General features: G+C 69.3%; 15 protein-coding genes and 1 pseudogene. 3 read left to right on the forward strand and 13 right to left on the reverse strand.

Translation table 11 applies throughout. From position 1 onward, the window contains the following. Window positions 1-171: 171 nt before the first annotated feature. The 4 genes from ACZ7J0_RS27740 to ACZ7J0_RS27755 all read right to left on the reverse strand — a co-directional run bounded on the left by ACZ7J0_RS27740 (window position 172) and on the right by ACZ7J0_RS27755 (window position 12,077). Window positions 172-7,992: an RHS repeat-associated core domain-containing protein gene (locus ACZ7J0_RS27740; protein ID WP_470891801.1), complete on the reverse strand. Its 7,821-nt coding sequence runs from the start codon at window positions 7,990-7,992 to the stop codon at window positions 172-174. 257 nt (window positions 7,993-8,249) lie between these two features. After that, a complete protein-coding gene (locus ACZ7J0_RS27745; RefSeq protein WP_470891803.1) occupies window positions 8,250-9,962 on the reverse strand; it encodes a serine/threonine-protein kinase in 1,713 nt (570 codons plus the stop codon). Between the two features lie 520 nt (window positions 9,963-10,482). Further along, the gene (locus ACZ7J0_RS27750; protein ID WP_470891805.1) at window positions 10,483-11,112 is read right to left on the reverse strand and encodes an SMI1/KNR4 family protein; all 630 of its coding nucleotides are present in this window, start codon (window positions 11,110-11,112) and stop codon (window positions 10,483-10,485) included. Between the two features lie 95 nt (window positions 11,113-11,207). Beyond that, the gene (locus ACZ7J0_RS27755) at window positions 11,208-12,077 is read right to left on the reverse strand and encodes a class I SAM-dependent methyltransferase (protein WP_470891807.1); all 870 of its coding nucleotides are present in this window, start codon (window positions 12,075-12,077) and stop codon (window positions 11,208-11,210) included. 67 nt (window positions 12,078-12,144) lie between these two features. On the opposite strand from ACZ7J0_RS27755, the gene ACZ7J0_RS27760 reads away from it, so the two are divergent. After that, window positions 12,145-12,573, forward strand: a complete 429-nt coding sequence (locus ACZ7J0_RS27760; RefSeq protein WP_470891809.1) for a GntR family transcriptional regulator — start codon at window positions 12,145-12,147, stop codon at window positions 12,571-12,573. A 48-nt stretch (window positions 12,574-12,621) separates the two neighbouring features. Here the strand turns inward: ACZ7J0_RS27760 and ACZ7J0_RS27765 are convergent. The 4 genes and pseudogenes from ACZ7J0_RS27765 to ACZ7J0_RS27780 form a co-directional block, all read right to left on the reverse strand. Next, window positions 12,622-12,855: pseudogene (locus ACZ7J0_RS27765) on the reverse strand (zinc-binding dehydrogenase); the annotation flags it as partial. 335 nt (window positions 12,856-13,190) lie between these two features. Beyond that, the gene (locus tag ACZ7J0_RS27770; protein ID WP_470891811.1) at window positions 13,191-13,895 is read right to left on the reverse strand and encodes an alpha/beta fold hydrolase; all 705 of its coding nucleotides are present in this window, start codon (window positions 13,893-13,895) and stop codon (window positions 13,191-13,193) included. 213 nt (window positions 13,896-14,108) lie between these two features. Next, entirely contained in the window at window positions 14,109-14,945 is an 837-nt protein-coding gene (locus ACZ7J0_RS27775; protein WP_470891813.1) for an alpha/beta fold hydrolase, read from the reverse strand. 52 nt (window positions 14,946-14,997) lie between these two features. Beyond that, entirely contained in the window at window positions 14,998-16,026 is a 1,029-nt protein-coding gene (locus ACZ7J0_RS27780; RefSeq protein WP_470891815.1) for a saccharopine dehydrogenase family protein, read from the reverse strand. A gap of 121 nt (window positions 16,027-16,147) precedes the next feature. Here ACZ7J0_RS27780 and ACZ7J0_RS27785 point away from each other — a divergent pair, with 121 nt between their 5' ends. Beyond that, window positions 16,148-17,119, forward strand: a complete 972-nt coding sequence (locus ACZ7J0_RS27785) for a helix-turn-helix domain-containing protein (protein ID WP_470891817.1) — start codon at window positions 16,148-16,150, stop codon at window positions 17,117-17,119. Between the two features lie 338 nt (window positions 17,120-17,457). Here ACZ7J0_RS27785 and ACZ7J0_RS27790 read toward each other — a convergent pair whose 3' ends face one another. Together ACZ7J0_RS27790 and ACZ7J0_RS27795 are read right to left on the reverse strand one after the other, a co-directional pair. Further along, window positions 17,458-18,054 carry an NADPH-dependent F420 reductase gene (locus tag ACZ7J0_RS27790; RefSeq protein ID WP_470891819.1) on the reverse strand — a complete coding sequence of 199 codons (597 nt, stop codon included), beginning with the start codon at window positions 18,052-18,054 and terminating at the stop codon, window positions 17,458-17,460. A gap of 56 nt (window positions 18,055-18,110) precedes the next feature. Next, a complete protein-coding gene (locus ACZ7J0_RS27795; RefSeq protein ID WP_470891821.1) occupies window positions 18,111-18,929 on the reverse strand; it encodes a 3'(2'),5'-bisphosphate nucleotidase CysQ in 819 nt (272 codons plus the stop codon). A gap of 137 nt (window positions 18,930-19,066) precedes the next feature. Here ACZ7J0_RS27795 and ACZ7J0_RS27800 point away from each other — a divergent pair, with 137 nt between their 5' ends. Further along, window positions 19,067-19,972: a LysR family transcriptional regulator gene (locus ACZ7J0_RS27800; RefSeq protein ID WP_470891823.1), complete on the forward strand. Its 906-nt coding sequence runs from the start codon at window positions 19,067-19,069 to the stop codon at window positions 19,970-19,972. Window positions 19,973-20,378: 406 nt separating this feature from the next. Here the strand turns inward: ACZ7J0_RS27800 and ACZ7J0_RS27805 are convergent, their stop codons facing one another. The 3 genes from ACZ7J0_RS27805 to ACZ7J0_RS27815 form a co-directional block, all read right to left on the reverse strand. Beyond that, on the reverse strand, window positions 20,379-21,089 hold the full coding sequence (locus ACZ7J0_RS27805) for a 4'-phosphopantetheinyl transferase family protein (RefSeq protein WP_470891825.1): 711 nt from the start codon (window positions 21,087-21,089) through the stop codon (window positions 20,379-20,381). 90 nt (window positions 21,090-21,179) lie between these two features. Further along, window positions 21,180-21,971 (reverse strand): thioesterase II family protein, encoded by a 792-nt coding sequence (locus ACZ7J0_RS27810; RefSeq protein WP_470891827.1) that lies wholly within the window; start codon window positions 21,969-21,971, stop codon window positions 21,180-21,182. 6 nt (window positions 21,972-21,977) lie between these two features. Then, the gene (locus ACZ7J0_RS27815) at window positions 21,978-23,633 is read right to left on the reverse strand and encodes an AMP-binding protein (protein ID WP_470891829.1); all 1,656 of its coding nucleotides are present in this window, start codon (window positions 23,631-23,633) and stop codon (window positions 21,978-21,980) included. Between the last annotated feature and the right edge of the window lie 8 nt (window positions 23,634-23,641).

A 23,641-nucleotide genomic window follows, 5' to 3' on the forward strand; every position in this document is an offset into this window, starting at 1 on the left:
GAACCCCTTCAGGGGCTGGACCCCAGTCACCGTCCTCCACGATTCCGCAGGCATCGCACGCCCACTCGACTTCCCAGCGAAGTCGATCTTCCTTAACCAGCTGGACCGCCCAGCCCTCATGTTGTTTTCCGCAGCTAATGCATGCCCCAGTTAGCCGCACCGCTTGCTCAATCACTCCCAACCCCTCATCCTCATGTACCTATCCACTGCTCCATAAAATTTATCAGACAAGCCAGACCCGTCACGAGGGTGATGCGTTCCTGCGGGAACTCCGCGACCATACCAACGATGATGAAGTTCCTCGTGGACGATCGTCCTACGAAGATCCGCACGGCTCGAAAACCGCTTCACCCCTATGTGCGTACCGCCTCTCACTGGAGCGATTCCCGTGTTGACCCACGGACTATATTGAGGAAAATGAGTGAGCCTGAGATGCGGAAAATCCTCGGAGATTATGGCTGAAATTGCTCGATTCCTGGACTTTGCGGTCTTCCCACTGAGAATACTGAGATCTGCCACCCACACGTTTCCTGTGCCTGAACCCATATTTTCGAGTCCAGGCCGCGCCCCGAGTTTGGCACCTATTCCGGCACCGACCATCCCGAAGGCGCACCCCATGGCCGCGGCGCGTCCGACTTGGCCCCAGTTGACCTTGCGACCGGACAGGCGTTGCATTCCCCAGTCCATGCCGCCGTCGACCAGTCCGCCCATGGCGCAACCGAGGAGAGGATTGTTGCCGCTCGGGTCGGTGTACGTGGTCGGCGAGCTGAGCGCGTACTGGTAGAGATTGGCGCCGCCCGCGTGGCCGATCGGGTCCTGGGAGATGAACCGGCCGGTCTCCGGGTCGTAGTAGCGGTTGCGGTAGTAGAGGAGCCCTGTGCCGTCGTTTTCGCGGCCGGTGAAGGTGTAGGGGTTGGTGGATGCGGCGCCGGTGGTGGTGGGCTGCCCGTAGGGGTCGTAGGTGTAGCGGGTGGCGATGGTGCCGTCGGCGTTGGCCAAGCCGACGACGGTGCCGAGGGCGTCGGTGAGGTAGGTCTGGGTCTGGCCGTTCTCGGTGCGGGTGAGGTATTCGTCCAGGCCCGAGGTGGCGACGGTGGCCGCGGTGGTGCCTGTGCCAGTCTGTTCGACAAGGGCGTTGGAGCCGTCGGTCAGGAATTTGCTGGTCGCGCCCGCGAGGGTCTTGCTGGTGCGGGTGCCCAGCGCGTCGTAACCGAAGGAGGAGGAGCTGCCGCCGGTCTTTGTCAGTCCGGTGAGCCGGCCTCGGGTGTTCCAGGTGTAAGTGCGCTGTCCGTCGTCCTTGAGCCGGCCTTCGGTGTCATAGGTGAAGGTGCGGCCGTTGAACGTGGTGAGGCGGTTGTCCTTGCCGAAGACCGATCCGGTTTCGGCGGCCGGGAGGCCGACGCCGGCGAGGCTGCCGTTCAGGCGGGTCTGCAGGCCCCGGACGTCCCGCGTGTAGTTCAGGTCGCCGATGGCGGTGGTGCCGCGGGCGTAGGAGATGGACTTGGTGATACCCGTTTTGTCGTAGACGGTCGTGCGGACCGTGCCGCCGGGCATCGTCGCGGTCTTCTCCAGGCCTGTCGGGTAGAGGCCGAAGAAGACTTCCTGCGTACCGGTCCTGACGCTGGTGAGGATGCTCGACTTGTCGTAGCCGTACAGGGTGGTGGTGCCGGCCGCGGTCATCTGCTTACGGCGGTCGGCGGCGTCGTAGTCGTAGCCGACGGTGCCTGTGGGACCGGTGACGCTCTTGGTCCGGTCGTAGGCGTCGTAGGTGAAGGACTGGTTGCCGTTGGCAGTGTCGGTAACGGCCTTGGGCAGGCCGACCGCGTCGTAGGTGTATGTGACGGTCGATTCGGCCTGTCCCGCGATGTCGACGCCGTACTTGGTGTTCTCGGCCCGGCCGAGGAGGTCGTACTGCGCGGTGGCGACCTTGCCCAGGCGGTTGGTGACCGTCGCGATCTGCCCGGCGGGGTGGTATGCGAAGGACGCGGTGGCGCCGAGGGGGTCGGTGGCCGTCTTGGGCCGGTCGGCCTGGTCGTACGCCCAGGTGGTGACGTTGTTGCGGGCGTCGGTCAGGGTGGTCAGATTGCCGTTGTCGTCGTAACCGAAGGCGATCTTCTGACCGAGCGGATCGGTGACGGTGCGGGTCTGGTTCAGCTTGTCGTAGGTGATCCGGCTGAGTGAACCGGCCGCGTCCTTGATCGTGGTGCTGCGGCCTGCCGCGTCGAGGAACTGCCCACTCGTACGGCCTTCGGCATCCTTCACCGCCGTCAGCTCGCCAAGGCGGTAGGTGTACGTGGTGATCGCGCCGGCGGGGTCCGTGACGGACTTGAGCTGCCCGTCCGGCATGAAGTCGAGGCTGGTGACGCGGCCTTCGGGATCAGTGACCGTATCGAGGTTCCCCGCGGCGTCGTACGTGAGCAGCGTCGCGTTGCCGAGCGGGTCGGTTGACTTGGTCGGCTGGTCGAACGGCCCGTCGAAGACGGTCGTGCCGGAGTTGCGCGCCTGGGCTGTGCCGTCGAGTTCGGTCGTGGAGGTGACGTAGCCGTTGGCGTCATAGGTGAGCTTGGTACGCCGACCGTAGGGGTCCGTGACCGCGTCGATACGGTGATTGGCCGCGTTGCGGGTGTACGTGGTGGTGCGGGACAGGGTCGTGCCGTGGGCCTGAGTGTCCTTGATGCCGTAGCCGGTGGCGTCGAAGTCGACCCGGCGGACGGCGCCGCCCGGCTGGGTCACTGATGTCGATGTGACCTTGCCGGCACTGTCCTTGGTGTAAGCGAAGGTGTACTTCTGGCCCTCGGTGAGCGTCTGTTCCTTGACTCGTCCGTCCGTGTCGAAGGTGTTGGTCATGTAGACGATGCCGCGTGCGTCCTTCGCCGTGGCAACGCGGTGGGACGTACCGTCGTAGGTATAGGCGCTGACCTTGCCCGCCGGGTCCGTGACGGTGTCCAGCCGGCCCGCGCTGTCGTAGCTGTAAAGGGTGGTCCTGCCGGTGTTGTCCCGGGCTGTCTTGATGCGGTGTTCGGCGTCGTACTCGAAGCCGACCCATCGACCGCCTGGCGTGGTGACCTGGGTGATCTCGCCCTTGATCCCGTTCAGGCGGGTGATCCTGGTGGTGTTGCCGTAACGGTCGCGGATCTCCTTGAGCGGCGCGTACTGCGGGAAGATCCACACTGCGCCGTCGCGGAAGCGCATCTCCCACTGACCGTCCTTGTTGACGATCTTCGTTCCCCGGAACTCGCTCGCGGTGTCCTGGGGTTCAAAGACAGCGTCCTTGTAACCGGTGCCCGGTGAGGTGCGGGTGAAGTGGACCTTTCCCCCGCCGGGGAGATACAGGTCGACTTCCTGGTACTGCTGCTGTGAGTGCAGGAAGGCGTTGTAGGAGAGGTCGCGTCCGACTCCGAAAGCGCGCTTGCGGGTGTCGCCCTGCCAGTAGGTGCGGGTGACCTCCGCCGAGCCGAGCGGGTCCGCGACGGCAAGGTCGGTACGGGAGTCGGTGAGCATGCCCGTGGACAGCTCGACCGGGTCTCCGGAGAGCCAGTCGAGGGCGTCTTTGAGCCAGGGGGTCAGCCAGGGCAGCCAGTCGTCGGTGTTGAACATGGCGCCGTGGAAGGCCCATACGCGGGTCTCGGCGTCCGGGACGACCTGGCGGCCGTCCCGGGAGACGGTGCCGTGCCCGTAGACGTACCAGCCCTTCTTCTTGGGGTCGTAGTCCAGGAACTCCACCTGCGTGCCGGGGGCTTCGCGGGTGTAGTTGGGGTAGATGACCTGGGCGCCCTTGGGGAAGACATAGGTGCCGCCGGGCTGCACGGTGAAGTAGACCGGCACCACGCTGTTCTTCGGCAGCGGGAACGGCGGCCGGTCGATCGGGATCGGCGTGATGCCCAGTTCGGTGACCGGGCGGCCCTTCTCGTCACGGACCACCGAGCCCTTGGGGATCCTTACTTCGAGGCCGGGGATCTGCGGGGTCTTCAGGACCACCTCGGTCCTGGCCGGAGCGGCGAACTTCACCGTGTGCTTCGTGTCCAGCGGTGTCATCCACACCGGGAAGCCCAGATCGACGCTCTGGCCGGACTTCGGGTGGATGCGGATGTCGAAACGGCCGTACTGCCGGCTCCTGGTGTTCGCGCTCGCCCCGTCCACCACCACCGTCGTCGCGTCCGCGCTGATGCCGGTCAGGAGGAAGCGGCCCAGGGAGTCGGTGCGGGTCGTCCTGCCGCCGACGGTGACGGTCACCTTGGCCAGCGGCTTGCCGTCCAGCTTCAGCACATGGCCCGTCAGCGCGGTCGACTTCGGCGGCGCGCGCAGGGTCGGCGGCGCTTTGGGGGCGTCACCTCGGGCGGCGATCCAGTCCTGGCCGGCCAGGTTCGGCTTCCCCGGCTGCCAGGCATCCGCCCCGGTCGGCACGACAGCAGGATGCGATGGAGCGGGAGCCGGAGCCGACTTGGCAGCCTTGGCCTTGGGATCGGCGGTGCGCGGGGCTGTGCGGGCGACGGCGGAACCCGTGGTCTTGAGTCCCAGAGAAAGGGTGCCCGTGGCCTGGTACTGGGAGTCGACCGTCACCGTGTACGTACCGGTGGCGGGCAGCTTGGGAAGATCGGTCGAGAGCGCCGACTGGGTTATGTCGCGCTCATCGATGAGCCACTTGCCGTCCGGCCCGTAGACGGACAGCCACCATCCGAACGGGGCCGCGTCCTGGGTGAGGGTGAGGAGCTGGTCCTTGGTGCCGGTGAAGGTGAAGCGGCCGTTCTGCCCGGCCGCGGTGATCGCCGCGGGCAGTTTCGCGCCGCCGGTCGTCAGCGCACCGCCGAGGGCATCGGGCCGCAAGGTGGCCTGCGTCGTGCCGGTGGTGACGGGAGTGTCCGGGCGTACCAGGATCTGCCAGGTGCCGGCAGCCAGAGGTGCGCGCAGATCGACTTCGCCTGCGCCCGAGATGTAGGCGACGTTGTTCTGTACGGTCCCGCTCGGGGTGACGAGTGCGACGCTGGGAGTTCCCGTGACCGTGGTGGAGAAGGTGACCGCCGCGCCGTCACCCGCGGCGGGGCTGTAGGTATAGCGGATTTCCTGGCCGGGCCGGGTCGTCGCCCCCTGGCCCGTGGGCGAAGCCGCGGAGAGGGTGCCTGCGTCCACCGGCTTGGACAGCCACAACGTCATGCCGCCGGTGACGGCTTCGGCTGGCTTCAGCAGCAGCGCGTAGGAAGCACCTGCGGTCAGCCCCGTCAGGTATGAGGGCCTGTCCCACTCCGAGATGATGGTGGTGAGATATGTACCGGCTCCGCCGCTTGGGCCGACCAGCCAGACCTCTGTGCCCTTCGGCATCGTGCTGCCCGTGACGGCGAAGCCGATCGAAGGGGTGGACGGAGCGGTGAACTCGGCCCGGATGTGCTGGCCGGCGCGTCCCAGCGTCGTGGGAGCCGAAGCGCCATCGGCGGCCAGGGCCACACGCAGGTCCGCCGACAGGGTGAGGGCGAAGGAACCGGCGCCCGCGTCTTTCGGAGCGACCAGCACCGTGTAGATGCCCGCCTCCGGAAGATCCGGCAGTCCGAACGATTCGCTGAATCCAGCTGATACCCAGTTGTCGTTGATGACGATCTTGCCGGACGGTGCCATCACCCAGACACGCAGGGCCTGGGTGTAGGTGTTGGCCGTCAGCCCGACGGACAGGTCGTCGCCGGCTGCGGCGTTGAACATCCCCCTGACCCGCTGCCCCGGACGCTTCACATCGAAGGGCACCGTTGCGCCCTGGGCCGTCAACTGCGCCGGCAAATCCGCCGACAACGTCAGTGTCAAGGAGCCCGTTGCCCCCGCATACGGGTCCACCACCACCCGATACGTTCCTGTTTCGGGAAGGTTTGATAGGCCGATGGTGGCAGCAAAGCCGGCGGAGATGTACTCCTCACGAACGACGACCGCGCCGGAAGGCGCGCTCACGCTGACGTACACGGTGGTGGAGAAGGTGTTGGCTGCGACAGCGAGTGACAGGTCATTGCCCGCCACACCCTGGAACACCGACTCCGCGTTCTGAGCGAACCGGCCGATCGTCACCGCAACCGGCCCACCAGTGGTAGCCAGCTGGGCCGCCTCCAGCGTCCGCGACAACAGCATCTTCAGCGTGCCCGTCTCCGCACCGGAGGGGGCAACCGTGAGGGTATAGGTGCCGGTGGCCGGCAGGACGGGGAGGTCCCACGCCTTGTCCGACCCGGACGAGAGGAATGCGGAGTCGAGTTCTGCACCGCTCGGCCCCGTGACTGTGGCTCTCAGGATGGAGGCGAATCCGGCGGCCTTCAGCCCGAGGTGGAGCTTATGGCCCCCCTCACCGGTGAACGTGGCCCGCCCGTTCTGGCCAGGCCGGGCGATCGCCAGGCTCACCTCCGGACCGGCGGAGTCGATCACTCCGGCCTGTGCGTACGTCGAGCCGGTCACCGCCACTGTGCCCGTTCCGGCCTCATCAGGGTCGATCACCAGCGTGTACGTGCCCGTGGCGGAGAGCGCGTCGATGTCGATCGAGGCGGTCGACTTCGCCGACAGATACTTCGCTGTGCCGTCGACTTCGTTGCCGTCAGGCCCGTACAGGCGGCCGTACGAACTCTTGGTCATGCCCGCCGAGTCCAGGCCCAGACTCAGCGACTGTCCCATGACGGCGTTGAAGGTCCAGCGCCCGTCCTGCCCGGGGCGAGTGATATTCGTCGAAGCGGGGGCTGCGGCGAAGTCGAGCGTTCCGCCGGTCGGGGAGGACAAAGTGACCGCGGCCGCTCCGATGTTGCTCGAGCCCGGATTGATGACGAGCGAAAAGCGGCCGGACATGGGAAGGGAACGGACATCCCAGTCGCCGCCGGACGCTCCGACGTAGGCACTGTTGACGACCGGCTGCCCCTGTGGGTCGAACAGCGAGAGCGTCAGACCCTGGTTGAACGTCGACTGGCTGAAGCCGAAGCTGACGTCGTCCCCGCGGTCGGCATCGAACAGGACCTTCGCTTTGTTGCCCGGGGTCGTGATGGCCACCGTGGGCGGATTCGCATCCGTCACCGAAGTGACGACCGTGGTCTCGAACTCGGGCGGAGTCGACTGCACGGCAAAAGTGGCCGTGGATGCGGTCAGGCCATCAGCGGTCGCCACCTCCACCGGGCCCGTGACCGCGCCCGGCGGGACCTTGACCGTCAGGGTGGTGGATGTGCGGGCGGTCACCTCGGCGACGAGGCCGCCACCGAACCGCACGACGTTGTCCGTCAACGCGGTGGCGAAGCGGCTGCCGGTGAGCGTCACCTGCGTGCCGACGGCACCCGTTGCCGGCTCCATCGCGGTGATCGAAGGGGCCGACGTCGCGAGAGTGAACGTTTCGGTTGACTGGACGGTCGTGGCGCCGACCGTGACCGACACCTTCCCGTTCACGGCGCCGGTCGGAACCTTCACCACCAAGCGTGTCGGCGAGGCCGACACCAACGTGGCCGCCTTGCCTCCGAAGGAGACCGCGTTCGATGCGAGAGTCGTGGAGAAGCCGGTGCCCGAAAGCGTCACCTGTGCACCGGCCTTGGCCCGCACCGGGACCAGTGACAGCACGGACAGCGTGCTCGACGCGAAGCGGTCGATGCCCAGGCGGTTGCCGGCCGGGTCATAGCGGTAGCGCGCCGTCTCGCCACCCGGGTCCGTGACACCCACCAGACGGCCGGTCGCGTCGTAGGCGTAGATCGCATCGCTGACCGCCCCGGCCGCTGCGGCGGCCGCGGTCTTCGCAGACGACTTGACCGGCCCGGCCGTCGGCTTCCGCTTCGGGGACGCAGAAGGCGACGACTCCGCGGACAGCCCGGGGGACGGCGCAACTGAGGTGGCCGCGCGAGGCGTCTGTGCACTCGGCGCCACCGTCGGTGACCCGGACGGCGCCGGCGGCGCCGCCTCGGCCGACACCGTCCCGCCCGCCAACGCCAGGACCAGCACGCCGACCGTCACCGACCGCCGGCATGCGGCGAGATGTGGTCCGCCGAACTTTTCGCCGCGCATGCGCACCGCGCCCTCCCCAGAGCAGCAACAGCAGACCCTGGGGGCCCGCAACGCTCACACTCCCCATGCAAGCCGTCACAACGTACACACAGTCAGTCGCCATCACGGGAAAATTTGATCAACGGAAGGCACAGTCCGTCATATTTGAGTCACACAATGGCGTGAGTGTGCGGTCGCCCTGCGGCGACCGGGAGTGCGGTGGGGCGGGCACGCGGCCCGGGGCCGCCCCACCAGGCCCGTCGGGGAACCGGCCCGTCTCAGGACGACGGGTGGCTCGCCACGACCTTTCCGTCGGTGCCCGCGGCGAGGTAGCCGACCGCGCTGTACTCGTTGATCAAGTAGAAGCGCAGCGTCGGCTGGTCGGCGTTGAATGTCCAGCGGTCGGCGATGACGTAGCGCATGGTCGGGCGCTCCACCCGCAGTTCGCCCTCGCCGCGCTTCATCAGCGCGGGAAGGCCGGCCCAGGGCATGGCGGCTGCGTCGAAGGGCTGCTCGTCCGCCGCGTCGGCGCTGATGGTGCCGCCGGGGCCGGTGCGCCGGGCGACGCCGTTGCGGAACTCGTACTCGTCGTAGGTCTTCGCGCCGGGCCGGGTCGGGATCTCGGCCAGGGCGTACTCCTCGTAGATCGTCAGCTCCTTCATCCGCGTGGTGCCGCTGACCTTGCGGAAGGACTCGACGACCGAGCGGGCGTTCGCCGTGGTCAGCAGCGTGCCCTTGGTGACGGGGGTGCCGGAGCCCCCACTGGCGCCGGCTGTCTTCCCGCTGTCGGTGGACGGAGTGCGGTTACCGGTGCCCGGGGTGCGGTCGCCGGTGGACGCGGTGGTGCCGCCGGCCGATCCGTCGGCGTCGTCACGCGAGCCACCGTCGGGCAGCAGTTTCAGGACTCCGGCGACGACGAGCGCGGCCGCTGCCAGTCCGAGGGGGACGGCGAGCGCGGCGGTGCGGCGGCGCGGCCGGGGCGTCGCGGGTGGCGTGGGCGGACCGAACACACCGCCCCCCGGGGCGACGTGGGACGGGACGGTCGGCGGCGTCCAGGCCGGGGACGCGGGCGGCGTGTACGCGGGGTGCTGACGGGGCGCGGTGAACGGGCCGGGGACGCCTCCCACCGGTGCTCCGGTGGCGGGCTGCGCTGCCGCTGGGTCGGCCAGCAGCTGCTCCAGGCGGGCCCCGTCGGGTCGCAGCGCGGGATCGCGGACCAGGAGCTGAGTGAGTACGGGTGTCAGCGCACCGGATCTCACCGGCGGCGGGATGGGGTCGTCGAGCACCGCCACCAGGGTCGCGAGGCTGGTGGCGCGACGCAGGGGATGGTGGCCCTCGGCCGCCACGTACAGGAGCATGCCGAGCGACCACAGGTCGGAGGCCGGATTGCCCTCCTCGCCCCGCACTCGCTCGGGGGCGATGAATTCGGGCGAGCCGATCAGGTCACCCGTGGAGGTGAGGCGTGACGTCGCCTCGCCGAACGCGGCGATGCCGAAGTCGGTCAGGACGGCGCTGCCGTCGCGGCGCAGCAGGACGTTGGCGGGTTTGACGTCACGGTGCTGGATGCCGGCCGAGTGGGCGGCCCGCAGGGCCGACAGGACCTGCCTTCCCAGTGCGATGACCTCCGGCACGGGCATCGGCCCCTCGTCGAGGCGGTCGTACACCGAGCGGCCCTCGACGAGTTCCATGACGATCCAGGGGTGCGAGCCGTCCGCCGGCTCGACGATGTGATGGATCGTCACCACGTGCGGGTGCGACAGTCGCGCCAGCGCCCTCGCCTCGCGAACGGACCGTTCGCGCAGCTGCGCGGTGAGTCCCGGGGTCGCGTCCTCGACCGCGGGGTCGGGCGGACGGACCTCCTTGAGGGCGACGTCGCGGTCCAGGGCGACGTCACGTGCTCGCCAGACCGTGCCCATGCCACCGCTGCCCAGCCGGGAGATCAATTGGAAACGCCCGTCGACCAGGGGTCTTCGGTCCTCACTCGTGCTCATGGGCGGTCATGGTATGCCGGGCCGGTGACAGGCTGATCCCTGGGCGGCCGATGTAGGCGATCCGGCGCACCTGCAGCACGGGCCGATCATCACGCGGCGCCAACCACATCGGGTCATTCCGGGCAGGCCGTCCCGGCGGATCGTGCTCCGGGGCTCCCGGAGCACGATCCGCCGCGGGGGGCCTGCCTTCAGAATCGCAGGGTGGCGGCCACCACCCTGTTATCGGCCCGTCCCGTCGGTGGGGACAGCCGAGTCGCACGGTGATCGACCAGGCCCCACAGGCCACTGTGCCCGGACCATGCCGTTCCGCCAGCAGCGCCTCCACCCGCCGACGCAACCGGCCGCGGGTGCCAGTGGACTCGTTCGTCGACGCGGCCAGGGACCCTGCTCGCGGTAGCGCCTGCGCATCCGCTGAACGGTCCCCACACTCGCCTGCCGGCCGATAGCCCGCAGTTCCGCCTGGAGAAGTAATCGCGTTCGGTCATCTCGCTGGGGCTGGTCATGAGTTCGTTGAGCACCTTCAGCGAGGGAACATGCCGGCGTAGGGGTCTGGTTCGCCAGTGGCAGGGTCGAGTCCTGCCTTCCAGCGGAGTTGCTCCACCCGCCAGTGGACGAAGGTCGGTGGTGAGCAGTTCCAGAGCTCACCACTGATGCTGATCGGCCAGGGCGACCACCGGTCGTGGTCCTTCTGGACCAACCGACGGAGAAACTCGACCATGCCGACCGTGTGAATCGTGAAGGTCGGGTTTGTGTGTCGCCCGTAGACCAGGACCGGCCAGCGGTCCGGGTCACTGTCTTCGGTCAGCCAGCAGAGAATGTCTGGCCCGGAGGTGACCCCCCAGGCGAGAATGTGCCCCGGATCGACATCGAGAGCGGCCCGGCCGCCCTCCACTTCCCAGCCGTAGCGGGCATTCTCGGTCTCCCCTGCCATGCCGCTGGGGTCCCATTGAATGCCTTCCGTAGGGAGGGGAAGCAGGACGCTGGCCTCGCCGTTGATCGAGCCGCCGCCGTAGACAGACATGAACGTCTTGTAGTCAGCGGGAAAGCGAACGTGCCAGGTCGCTTCAGCGGCAGCCCAGTCGACCTGTTCGTCCGCACCGTACTCCGGCGACATGATCTGTGTGAGGGCTGCGATGCCCGGGTGCTCCACGACTGCGCTCCCTCCCCTCTGAGGTAATCCGATCAACATAGCGGCGAGGTCCGACAGTGAATCCCTCAGAGGCATATCTCATGAGAGCGTCCCGGCTACACCTCGGCGACGAGGAACTGTTCGGCCCTCGGCAGGCGCAGGCCGTCGTGGCGGTGGGCGAAGTACCGGGCGGCCATGTCGTCGGAGGACACGTGCCGGGCCCGCACGAATCCCGCCTCCAGGGCTGCCTGCCGCATCTCGTCGGGTGAGTACAGGCTGACGAACGGCGTACCCGACGCGGCGGCGTTGCGCATCGAGAACTCCTGGACCCGCCGCTGATCCGGGTCGAGCATGTCGAGCGGCATCAGGAACGTCGAGGCGAACACGGACCCGGATGCGAGCGCGGCGACCTGGCGCAGCGTCGCACTGTTGGCCTCGTGCGTGAGGTACATGCTGACGCCGGTCGACGCGACGACCGTCGGCTTCGCCGGATCGAACCGGGCGGCGGTCAGCCGCTCCCACCACGAGTCGCCGCCCTCGAAGTCGACGGGCACCAGCGTCAGCCAGGACGGGATGTCGTAGCCGAGTTCGGCCAGGCGCCGCCGCTTCCACGCCTGCGTGCCCGGTTGGTCGACCTCGAAGAGGCTGAGGCGGGAGGCGAGTTCGGGGCGTCGCTGGGCGAAGGTGTCCAGACCCGCGCCGAGGATGACGTACTGCGTCACGCCTGCGTCGGCGCGCTCGGCGACGAGGTCCTCGACGAAGCGGGCACGGGCGACCATGGACGCGCGGACGCCCTCGATGCCCGGCATCGTCATGTCGCCGCGCTCACGCCAGTCTTCCCCAGGATCGGCGAGTTTCAGCCCGATCTCGTCGTCGAGCACGTGGGGCGGGGCGTCTGCATGGACGTGAAGTGCACGCCACAGGGCGACCCGCACAGCGGTGTGGTCGGGTTCGTGGCGGTCGGAGAAGCGGTGTCCGTGAGCCATGGTGGTGGTCCCTTTCGTGTCGTCTCGAACGTAGCCGGATACCGGACCAGGCTTAAGATCCGGTTCCATGTCGAATTCCTGGTCCAGTTCCCGGCTCGACCTGCACATCTCCCTCGACCCCGTCGGCGGGCGGCGCTGCGGCCTGGAGTCCGAGCTCCGGGAGGCGATCCGCCAGGGACGCCTGCCGGCCGGGACGCTCCTGCCGTCCACCCGGGGGCTGGCCAAGGAACTCGGACTCTCGCGCGGCACCGTCGCTGCCGCCCATGACCAGCTGGCCGAGGAGGGATACCTGACCACCCGGCCCGGATCCCGGCACCGGAGTGGCCGAGGTACCGCAGCGCGCCCAGACTCCCGCGAGCCCGGCCCCGCGCCGACGACTCCCCGACTGGCGGCGGGACCTGACGGTCCCACGGTCGGTCCAGCGGCTCGTCGAAGTCGAGCAGGACCGACAGCAGGCCGGACACCGGGCGGGGGTCGCCCGGCTGCAGGTCGGTGATCTTCGTCGGGCACTGTACGAGGGCCCGGCGGGCCGGCCGGCCCCGGATCAGGGGACCAGGACCAGGCGGCCGCGCAGTCCGCCTTCGGCCAGCCGGGCGTGGGCCTTGGCGGCCTCGTCGAAAGGGTGGGACTCCGCGACGCGCAGCGTCAGCACGCCCTTGTCGACGAGGGCGGCGAGCTCCGCGAGGCGGGCACCGTCCGCAGCGACCTCGACGGCGCCGGTGCGCATGCCGCGTGCGGGCGCGGGATGCGCTCCGGGGTGGACTCCGGAGTACGCGCCGCGCTCTGTTCTGTGGGCCCAGGTCCTGGATGGCCGGCAGACACGGGCACTCGGACGTCGGCTACCCCACGGGGGGGCATCGGAGGCAGGCTGCCCGGACTGCCCAGCAAGGTGGACAGGTATTCGGGGCGTTCTTCGACCACGAGGTCTCCGGCCTCGGAGACCACACCCAGCTGAGCGCCGAGTGTGCCGCGCACTGCCGGGCTGAGCCGCCGCGGAGGGAGGAAGACGTCGTGCTCCGCGCAGGCTGGGCGGCTCGGCCCGTACCTGTGTGTCGTGAGGTGTACGAGCCGGGGCATCGCTGCCGGCTCCGGCCCAGCGGTGATGCGGGTGGTTCAGATACTCGCGAGGAACTCCCGAACCGCGGTGGCGAAGCCCTCGGGGTCGGCCTGCTGAACGAAGTGGTCGGTGTCCAGGGAGCGGTAGACCGTGCCGGGGCGCCGGGAGCACACGAGCTGGGCCTGCTCGGCGGGAAGGACCTGGCTGCGCAGCCCGTGGATCAGGAGCGCCGGGCAGTCGGTGGCGAGCCACTGCTTCCAGTGGTCTCCGTGGACGAGGTTCTCGGAGTCGACGGTGTCCTGCGGGTGGAAGGGCAGCCGCCAGCCGGCGCCGCCGGGCAGTGGGCGCAGCACGGGGCCGAGGACGGCGGCCAGGGGGCCGCAGGCGGCGGCCAGTTCCTCGCGGGTGGCTGCGGTGTAAGGAAAGTTGAGGACGAAGGCAAGGGGGCTGGTGCCGTGGTCGGGGAGGTCGACGGCGGTGTCGACGCTGATCAGGGCCTCGACCAATTCTGGGCGTTCGGCGGCCAGGTGGTAGGTGTTGAACGCGCCGAGGGAGTGGCCCAGGAAGACCGCACGGTCGACGCCGAGGTGGTCGAGGAGGGCGAGGAGGTCGTCGACGTAGCCGGCGCGGGTGTATTCGGAGGCGCGGTCGGAGTCGCCGTGGCCGCGCTGGTCGGGGGCGATCACCCGCCACTCGGGCCCGAGGGCGGCAGCGAGGGCGGTGAAGGACGCCCCTTCGGAGAGGTGGCCGTGCAGAGCCACCAGGGGGCGGCCGGTTCCGCCGAAGTCGAGGTAGGACAGGGTGCGGCCTCGATGGTCAGGGCGGGACGGGTGAGCTGGACGGTCATGGCGGTAGAACTCCCTCGGTTCGGGGTGTCTGGGTAGCGGTCCTTGTGCAAACACCGCCCAGATGAGCGCCTCGGTGGCAAGGCGGGGCGGAAGCCCACGCACTTTCGGGGGGCGTGGGTTCAACCGTCAGGCGCGGGCGAAGGCGAAGGCGCGCAGGTCGTCGTTGAGGCGGTCCGCGTGGGTAGCGAACAGTCCGTGACCCGCGTTTTCGTACACGTGCAGCTCCGCCCCCGGGATCAGGTCGGCCGCGCGGCGGCCCGTGAGGGCCACGGGGGCGGAGGCGTCGTCCGATCCGTGGATGACGAGGACCGGGCAGTCGATCTTCACCAGCTCCGGGACGAGGTTCAGGGAGGGGAGGAGGTCCCCCAGGGCGTTGGCAGCGCGCGCCGTTGCCCCGTGGCAGCGGTCCACCATGTACGCCACGTACGCGTCCGACACCTGCGGGCCGGGCAGGTGGCGGGCGAAGAACGCGTTGGCGCCGTCAGCGAAGAACTGTGCACGGTCCTGCCGGAAGGTCTCGTTGAATCCGCGGATCAGCTCCGGGTCCAGTCCCTCCGGGTGGTCCGCGCAGCGGGCCGGCCCCGGGGCGATTCCGGCCACGAGGGCGACGCGCGCCACCCGGTCGGTACCGCGAAGGGTCAGGTACCGGACCACCTCGACCGCGCCGATCGAATGCCCGACCAAGGTGATGTCGCGCAGGTCCAGGTGATCGAGCAGCGATCCCAGGTCCCCGGCGAGGGTGTCGAGGTCGAAGCCGCCCCAGACGTCCTCGGACCTGCCGTGTCCCCTGCGGTCGAAGCCGACGCAGCGGAAGCCTTCGGCCGCCAGCGGCAGCATCTGGTGCTCCCACATCTCGGTACCGAAGTACGAGCTGTTGACGAAGACGATGACGGGGCCGTCCGAGGGGCCGTAGTCGACGAAGTGGAGGCGGGTGCGGTCGGTGGCGGACTCGAAGTACGGCATAGCGGGTTCCTTCAGGGAGTGGCTGTCACGGGCCGTTCCGGTACGACAATCCCTACGGATGCAGTTCCAGGGTGATGTGCGGGGACAGTGCGCGCAGGAAGTCGGGGGCGTCGAACATCTGGCCCGCGGAGGCAACGCCGACCGCGTGGGTGCGACCGCCGAGGACACGGTCGAGGGCTTCCACGACGAGCGGCGCGGTAACGGCGTAGATGTCCTGCCCGCGTGCGACGGCACGTCGTTCGGTGTCGCCCGACCGTACGACGGCGTCGATGAGGAAGGTCTGGTCGGACCGGCCGCTCTCGTCGGTCGCGGTCGGCGCGGGCGTGTCGGGCGATACGACGTCGCGGGCCGCCTCGGCCGTCATGTACGTGGTCACGTCCGGGATGGACAGATGGCTGGGTATGGTCACCACGTCGGCCATGGTGAACTCCCCGATCACCTGACGTGATCCCATCGGTTCGGGGAAGGACCATTCCAGGGCGGGCGGGGCATCGGTGCGGTGCTCCCACTGGCCGCCGGTGTAGCGAAGGCGGTAGTCGCCGCGCCGCTCCCGGGAGACCGCGCCGGACAGGCGAGTGCCGGCGGTGGGGTGCCAGTGGCTCAGTCCGTAGGCGACGTGCGCCGAGTCGGCCTCGGTCCAGTCGCCCATCGCCGCTGTGACCAGCAGGTCGCCCAGACCGCCGAAGAAGGCCATCGCCGGGACGATGAGCGCTCCCGCTTCGCGCGCCCGGTCGGCGAAGTGCGCGAACGTGTCGAGGTTGGCCTCGATCTCGGCCGCGACATCCAGATACGGAATCCCCGCCCGCAAGGCGGCCTCGATGACGGGTGCCGTCGTGGACGCGAACGGCCCCGCGCAGTTGATCACGGCAGACGTACCGGCCAGGGCGCGGTCGAGTGAGGCCGGGTCGCCGGCCGACGCCACACGGGCGTCCAGGCCGGCCTCGTGCGCCAGCGCCTTCAGCTTGTCGGCGTCACGGCCGCACAGCACAGGGACGTACCCGCGCTCGAGCAGTTCCGCCACGACGAACCGTCCGGTGTGCCCGTACGCGCCGAAAACCGCCACCTGCTGGCCCGATCCCATGAGTTGCTCCCTGCATCCGACTGATCCGCGGTAGCTCCGCTGTGATCCGTTATGGACATCCTGACGACGAACAGCACCTCCCACGAGCGTCTGGAACGACATGCGTCATACACTTTCGGACATGCATACCGTCGCGCTGGCCGTCACCGACGGCATGCTGCATTTCGAGCTGTCCCTGGCGATAGAGGTGTTCGGCTCGGACCTGACCCACATCGTGGACCCCTGGTACGGCTTCTCCCTCTGCGGACCGGGCGCCGTGCGGATCGACCGCTACCGCTTGGAAATGGACCACGGACTCGACCACCTTCCGTACGCCGACACCGTGATCGTCCCCGCCTGGGCCGACCCGGATGTGGACCCGCCCGTGGAACTCCTCGACGCGGTGCGCGCGGCCCACGCGGCGGGCGCACGCGTGGTCTCCCTGTGCACAGGGGCATTCGTCCTGGCCGCCGCCGGCCTGCTGAACGGCAAACGCGCCACCACGCACTGGGCGCACACCGGGGAACTCGCCCGACGCCATCCCCACGTCACGGTGGACCCGGACGTCCTCTACGTCGACAACGGCGACGTGCTCACCTCCGCCGGCAAGGCCGCAGCCTTGGACCTGTGCCTACACCTCATCCGCCTCGACCACGGCTCGGCGAACGCCAACAAGATCGCCCGTCGGTTGGTCGTTCCACCACACCGCGACGGCGGGCAGGCCCAGTTCATCTCCACCCCGGTTCCCGACCCCGGCAACCACCCCCTCGCCGATCTCTTCCCCTGGGTCCTCCAACGCCTGGACGAGCCGCTCACCGTGGAAGACCTGGCCCGGCAGGCACGGATGAGCTCGCGCCACCTGGGCCGCCACTTCAAAGCACTTACCGGCACCACGCCGCTGCAGTGGCTCCACACCCAACGCATCCGCCACGCCCAGGAACTCCTGGAGACCACGGACGACACCATCGACGCCATCGCCACCGCCACCGGCATGGGCACCTCCACCACCCTGCGCCGACACTTCCACCGGACCGTCGGCGTCCCCCCGGACACCTACCGCCGCACCTTCCGCTCCCCCACCCACCCCGGCCCCGAACGCGACAACAGCAGGTGACACCACCCCGCCACGGACACGGGGAGCAGCAGGCGCCATGCCCGCAAGCACACTCTGCGAGTACGGCGCTCAGCGGCAGCTCAGATTCACTGACCGGCGACAGAAACCCTCGCCGACCTCGCAATGGACCGGGCCGGCTCGTGTTTCTTTTGCCCGGCAATCCTGCTCGAAGCCGGCACCCACTGCGCTGCGCGCCGGCCGGCGCGCAGCCGGCCGAGGAGTTCGGCCGGAGCCCCGGGGGCGGGAGACGGCGCCGTCCGGCGCTCCATCACCGGCCCCGGCTGCGCTGTCGCATCCGGGAGGGACGGACCCCGCCCGTCACGGTGCGGTGTGCGCGGTCAGCGGGCGATCGAGAACGCGAACGGCGCGAATCCGCTGGAGCGGATCACATGGGGCACGAACAGGATCGCGGCCTCCGTGGCGCGGGCGGTCTGGATTCCGCCGAGGTCGGTGATCCACTCCTTGCGCCAGCCCAGGTCGGTGAGCAGTTCGCGGACGGTCTGCTTGGCCTGCGGGTCCTCGCCGGAGAGGAACGCGGTCGGCGGCTGGGTGAGCATGGCCGGCGCGGTCATCACCGGGAAGAGCATGGTGTTGAGTGTCTTGACGACGCGGGTTTCGGGGAGCGCTTCCTGCAGCTGTTCGGCGAGGCTGGAGCCGGGATAGAGCAGGGCGGCGGGCAGCCCGTCCGGGCCGTCGACGGTGGCGTTGGAGACGTCGACGAGGATTTTGCCCCGCAGTTCCTCGCGCAGGGCGGCGAGACGTTCCAGTGAGCCGGCACCCGGTGTGGCGTTGATGGCGATCCGGGCGGTGCGGCCGGCGTCGGCGGCAGCGCCCTGCGCGCGGTCCGCCACGGTGACCTGGTGCCCTGCCCGGGTGAGGGCGGCGGCCAGGTTGCCGCCGACGCGGCCGTTTCCGAGTACTGCGATCTCGTTCATACAGATTCGTTCCTTGGTCTTTCTGGTTCTCGTAAGGGGTCAGTTCTCGTAAGGGGTCAGCGGGAGAGCGTCGCGACGGCTTCCGCGTGGACGCCGGGTGCGGCGGCCAGGAAGCTGTTGCTCTCAGGGGTCCAGGGGCGGCCCTCGGCGTCGGAAATCCGTCCGCCGGCCTCCTGGACGAGCAGCGCCCCGGGGAGCAGATCCGCACGGGCCCCGGCGAACTGCCAGAAGACGTCGGCCCTGCCGGCGGCCACGTTCGCCAGGTGCAAGGTCGCGGGCACGGCGGCTCGGACGACGAGTGCGTCGAAGAGCATCGCCGTGATCGAGGAGCCGACGCGCCGCACGACCTTCTCGTCCTCGTCCGGCCGGGCCTGGCTGGTGGCGACGATGCTCAGGTCGAGGCTCGCGGTCTGGGAGACGTGCAGGGGCCGGCCGTCGAGGTGCGCGCCCGCACCGGTGAGCGCGGAGTAGGTCTCGCCGGTCAACGGCAGGTGGACCACGGCGAGTACCGGCTGGTTCTCGCGTACGAGGGTGGCGGTGACCGCCCATTCCGGCAGGGCGTGAAGGTGGTTGACGTTGCCTTCGGCCGGATCCACGACCCACCATTCGCCGGGCGGCAGCGCCCCGCCGTCGAGTTCGTCCTCCACCCAGCCGGCGTCGGGGCGCAGGTATGTGAGGCGGGGGCGCAGGATGTCGAGGGCCGTGTCGTCGTTGGCGGCAAGCGCGTGCATGAGCTCTTCGCGGGTCTGGTAGCGGACCACCTCGCCGAAGCGCTCGCGCAGCGCCGAGCCGGCCGTCTGCACGGCGATCACGGTCTGGGTGAGCAGGTCGGCGTCGGAGCCGGTGATGGCCGTGGTCTGAAGCGTTTCGGACATGGTGGTGCTCCTGTCTGAGGAGGGGTTGGTGAAGTCGGTCGGGCCGAGCCGCGCGTTCCGTGGTGCGCTTCGCCTCAACGGTATGGAGCCCCAGCGTTAACTTCAAATGCATGTCAAGCACGGCTAGGATTACTCAGATGCAATTGGATCTGAACCTGCTCACCGCGCTCGACGCGCTGCTGGAGGAGGGAAGTGTGGCCGGGGCGGCCGCCCGCCTCCATGTCACCGCCCCCGCGATGAGCCGGAGTCTGGGCCGCATTCGGCGCACGACCGGGGATCAGATCCTGGTGCGCACCGGCCGCATGATGACCCCGACGCCGTATGCGATCGCCGTCCGGGCACAGGTGCACGAGCTCCTGCACCAGGTCCACGGGGTACTCGCACCGAGCCGTGAACTCGATCTGGCGACGTTGGAGCGCACTTTCACGCTTCGCTGGCACGATTCCCTGGTCGCCCTGAGCGGACCCGCGCTGCTCGCGTCCGTACGCGGGCAGGCGCCGGGCGTGCGATTGCGCTTCATCGCGGAATCGAGCGTCGACACACCCGAGTTGCGGCGCGGCGAGGTCGACTTGGAGGCGAACGCCAACCACCCGAGCGCGCCGGATATCCGTGCCGAGCACGTGGGCGAGACCCGCCTCGTCATCGTCGTGAGGCGGGGGCACCCCCTCGCCCGCGAAAAAGCCCTCACCGCGCAGCGGTACGCCGCAGCTGAGCACGTCACCGTCTCGCGACGTGGAAACCTCGGCAACGCCCTCGACGACGCCCTCGCGCGGCTCAGCCTCAGCCGCCGCGTCGTGGCGACCGCGCCCACAGAAGGGGCCGCGTTCGCGTTCGCGCGCGACTCCGATCTGGTGATCAGCGTCCCCGAGACAACCACGCGCTCCGCGGTCGCCGACCTCGGCCTGGTCGTGCTCCCCCTGCCGCTCGAACTGCCGTCGGCACCCATATACCTGTCATGGCATCAGCGCTATGACACCGACAGCGCCCATGCCTGGCTGCGCGGGCTGGCACGAAACGCGCTGACATCGTGCGGAACGTCGTAGGCGGCGTGGTGCGGCAGCTTCACCCGCACGTCCCCACGACCTCCTTGATGCCGCGCGGACGGTCGCCGCGCGGACCCGCGCCAGATCACCAGGCCCGAGCGGGCCCGTCGTCGCCGCAAGGCCGCCCGCCGTGCAACCCGGCCGGCAGACACGTCCAATGCGTCGGCCGGCGCAGCCCCATGATGGCGGCGCTGTCATGGAGTGCCCCATGACAGCGCCGGTTGTCCGGCTGCGGGCCCTGCCGCTGGACGTGCTGGCGCGGGCATTGCCGTCCGGGGGCCAAGTTGCCGACTGACAGCGGGCGCAGACGCTCGCGGGGAAGACCCGCATCGCCGGAACCGGCCCGGCTTGGCGTTCCGCTGGAGTAGTCGGCTGCGTTCCTTCTCCGGGGGTGAACCGGCCGGTGTCAGGTCCGCACCGCTACGGCTGCTTCATGGGCATCGCCCACGGCTACGTCGCGGATGATCCAGCCCGGCAGCCTGGCGCCGGCAGCGTCGCCGGAGCCCACGTAGTCGAGGGAGAGCCCCCGCACCAGCCCCGTGCCCAGCCCTTTCAGGTACGCCTCCTTGCGTGCCCAGGTCCGGGCGAAAACGCGGGGCCGTTCGGCTTCCCGTACTGCTGCCAGCTCCTGGGCCTCTCGAGGGTGAAGCATCGGAATGATTTCCTCGGCCACACCGGGGCTCGGGACTCTCTCCACGTCTGCTCCGATGGGTACGGAGGCGAAGGCCAGCAGACCCACACCGGCGCTGTGCGAGACGGAGAAATGCAGGGGTTGCCCCTCAACCACCGGTCGGCCGTGGGGGCCTTGGCACGACTGGCAGGGCAACCGCCTCAGTGGTACGTCGCCGGGACCGATCCCGAGATGCCTTCCGAGCAGCAGACGCAGCGCGACATGGACAGCAAGGTATGTGTCCCTGTCGCCGGCATGACGGAAGGAGGCCGCACGGGTCAACTCTGCGATGTCCAGCGAAGCGGTGTGCAGTGCCACCACCGGACGGAGCTCGGCCGCTCGCACAAGCAGCAGACGGGGTGATGCGCCTGTCAAGGCAAGCGCCGCCGGTTCCTCCCAGGGCTCAGGGCCCAGTTCGATGGGGACCACCCTTGTCTCCGTCTTCATGAGCGCAGGATAGGGACGGGAGGCGGCGCATCCCGCGGGTCTATCCGGAATCAGGCGTGCTTCGTCTGTTTGACCTGCGGGTCTTTCGTGCTAGCCGGTCAGGCAGGCCCTCAGCTCCTGCGTGAACCCCGAGTGGCTGTCCAGGTTGAAGAAGTGATCGCCGGGCATCGCCGTGTGCGCGAACGCGCCCGTGGTGTTGGCCCCCCAGCCGGCCATGGCCACCACCGGCAGTTCCGGGTCCGTCTCGCCGGCATAGGCACTGATCGGGCAGGAGAGCAGCGGCATGGCGCGGAAGGTGTAGGTGTCGGTCACCTCGAAGTCCGCCCTCAGGGAGGGCAGCAGCAGCTGCCGCATCGAGTCGTCGGCCATGATCTCGGGAGGGATGCCGCCCATCTCGCCGACCACCTGCCACAGCTCGCTGTCGCCGAGGAGGTGGCGGGCCTGGCCGGTGGGGCTGTCCTGGGGGGCTTCCATCCCGGAGACGATGAGGCGGCGGGGAGGCATGTTGTACGCCAGGGAGAACAGTCTCGCCGTCTCGAAGGCGATCAGTGCCCCCATGCTGTGGCCGTAGAGCACGTAGTTGCCGCCCAGGTGCGGGCACAGTGCCGGGGCGAGTGCGCGTACCAGGGGCCGGATGTCGGTGAACCGGGGTTCTTGGGCTCTGCTCTCGCGGCCGGGCAGGCGCACGATGAGACAGCGGGCGAAATCGCGCTGCGACTGTGCCAGGCGCCAGTAGGCCGCGGCGCCGGCCCCGGCGTGGGGGAACAGGATCAGCGTCGGCAGTGAGGCGGGGGCATCGACGGCGAGGAACCATTCGTCGTCGGCCGCGTGCGCGGCGCGTGGTTCTGGGGGCGTGGCGCGGGAGGGGTTCGCAGGCTGCATGCCGGCCTACTTCGTCGCGAGTGTGCTGGCTCGTACAGTGAGCTGGTTGGTCTCGTACTGAGTGCGGCACTGGCTGCGCTGGCGCTTTCCGGAGGTTGTCTTGGGCAGCGTTTTCGGGGACACCAGCACCACGTCGTGGGGCGCGTAGGAGAGCTCTTGGGAGAGGGTCTCGCGGACCGTGTGGGCGAGTTCGATGGCGGGTGTGCCGACGAGACTGGTCTCGGCCACGACGACCATGTTTTCGCTGGCCGGGAGCGAGAAGGCCATGACGTTGCCCAGCCGGATGCCCTGGATCCGTTCGGTGGTGAACTCGAAGTCCTCGGGGTAGAGGTTGCGGCCCGCCACGATGATCATGTCTTTCTGCCGTCCGCAGACGTAGAGGCGTCCGTCCAGAAGGAAGCCGAGGTCTCCCGTGACGAGCCGCTGGGAGCCGTCCAGCAGCGGGATGGGGTGAGGACTGTCGTCGGCTGTCCAGTACTGGCCGACCACGCCCGGTCCGTGGACCCGGATCGAGCCGATGCGGCCGTCGGCCAGCGGCACACCGTCGTCGTCGGTGATGGTGACGTCGGTGTGTTCGATCGCGGTGCCGCAGTCCACGAAGGTCCGCCCGGGTGCACCTTCCTGGACTTGTTGGGCGGTGCCTTCTTCGAGCACAGTCCGGTCGACGGTGACGCTGCGGTAGGTCTCGTCATGGCGTCCCACGGTGACCCCCAAGGTGGCCTCGGCCAGCCCGTAGGAGGGGGCCATCGCCGTGGGTGGCAACCCGTAGTCGGCCGCGGACGTGGTGAAGCGCCGCAGGGCTTCGGCGTCGATGGGTTCGGCACCGTTCACGGCAAACCTCAGGGAGGACAGGTCGTAACGGTTGCGGCGGAAGGTGAGGTAGCGGTGGGCCAGTCCGTAGGCGAAGTTGGGGGCGACGGTGGCCGCCGCCCGGTATGTCGTCAGCGCGTCGAGCCAGGCGCCGGGCCGGGAGCTGAACGTCTGGGTGGCCATCGTGCAGGCGTGGTAGCCGTGCACGATGGCGCCGGTCAGGAAGATGATGCCCATGTCGTGAAAGAGCGGGAGCCAGGAGACGAAGGCATCACCCGGTGTCATGCCTCCTGCGGCAAAGCACTGGGCGGAGTTGGCGACGATCTGTCCCTGGGTGACGGCGACCGCGCGCGGCAGAGCCGTCGTGCCGGAGGTGAACTGCAGCAGGGCCGTGTCGTGCGCACCCGGCAGCGGCAGCGGCCTGCCGGCAACGTTCACGGCCAGGGACGGGAAGTCGGCCACGGGGACGGAGACCTTGCCCTGCAGGGCGGTGGCCGTGGGCAGGTCGGTCACGACCAGCGAGCCGTGTGCCGCCGTCACCCGGCGTTGAGCCAGGTCGTGCAGGTCGGTGAGGTCTGCGGTACGCGGTGCGGGCAGGACGGTGACCGCCGCACCGGCCCGCCAGATCCCGAACAGTGTGGTGATCAGGTCGAGCGACGTGCGGCCGAGCACACACACGCGGTGCCCAGGTCCGACGCCGTACGTGTGGCGCAGCGCCCCTGCGACGACCTCGGCACGGGCCCGCAGTTCTCCCAGGGAGATCGAGGTGGGACGCAGCTCGTCGTCCAGGACGGTCAGCGGCCGGTCGTGGGGCTGGGCGGCCAGGCTTGCGACGATCGACTGGTCTGTCATGGGGTTGG

The organism is Streptomyces sp. NPDC038280 (genome assembly GCF_055600045.1).

What these genes read in the sequence shown, in the direction of transcription:
- ACZ7J0_RS27740 (WP_470891801.1), bottom strand. Translation starts at nt 7,992, where the DNA reads ATGCGCGGCGAAAAGTTCGGCGGACCACATCTCGCCGCATGCCGGCGG.
- ACZ7J0_RS27745 (WP_470891803.1), bottom strand. Translation starts at nt 9,962, where the DNA reads ATGAGCACGAGTGAGGACCGAAGACCCCTGGTCGACGGGCGTTTCCAA.
- ACZ7J0_RS27755 (WP_470891807.1), bottom strand. Translation starts at nt 12,077, where the DNA reads ATGGCTCACGGACACCGCTTCTCCGACCGCCACGAACCCGACCACACC.
- ACZ7J0_RS27760 (WP_470891809.1), top strand. Translation starts at nt 12,145, where the DNA reads ATGTCGAATTCCTGGTCCAGTTCCCGGCTCGACCTGCACATCTCCCTC.
- ACZ7J0_RS27775 (WP_470891813.1), bottom strand. Translation starts at nt 14,945, where the DNA reads ATGCCGTACTTCGAGTCCGCCACCGACCGCACCCGCCTCCACTTCGTC.
- ACZ7J0_RS27780 (WP_470891815.1), bottom strand. Translation starts at nt 16,026, where the DNA reads ATGGGATCGGGCCAGCAGGTGGCGGTTTTCGGCGCGTACGGGCACACC.
- ACZ7J0_RS27785 (WP_470891817.1), top strand. Translation starts at nt 16,148, where the DNA reads ATGCATACCGTCGCGCTGGCCGTCACCGACGGCATGCTGCATTTCGAG.
- ACZ7J0_RS27790 (WP_470891819.1), bottom strand. Translation starts at nt 18,054, where the DNA reads ATGAACGAGATCGCAGTACTCGGAAACGGCCGCGTCGGCGGCAACCTG.
- ACZ7J0_RS27795 (WP_470891821.1), bottom strand. Translation starts at nt 18,929, where the DNA reads ATGTCCGAAACGCTTCAGACCACGGCCATCACCGGCTCCGACGCCGAC.
- ACZ7J0_RS27800 (WP_470891823.1), top strand. Translation starts at nt 19,067, where the DNA reads ATGCAATTGGATCTGAACCTGCTCACCGCGCTCGACGCGCTGCTGGAG.
- ACZ7J0_RS27805 (WP_470891825.1), bottom strand. Translation starts at nt 21,089, where the DNA reads ATGAAGACGGAGACAAGGGTGGTCCCCATCGAACTGGGCCCTGAGCCC.
- ACZ7J0_RS27810 (WP_470891827.1), bottom strand. Translation starts at nt 21,971, where the DNA reads ATGCAGCCTGCGAACCCCTCCCGCGCCACGCCCCCAGAACCACGCGCC.
- ACZ7J0_RS27815 (WP_470891829.1), bottom strand. Translation starts at nt 23,633, where the DNA reads ATGACAGACCAGTCGATCGTCGCAAGCCTGGCCGCCCAGCCCCACGAC.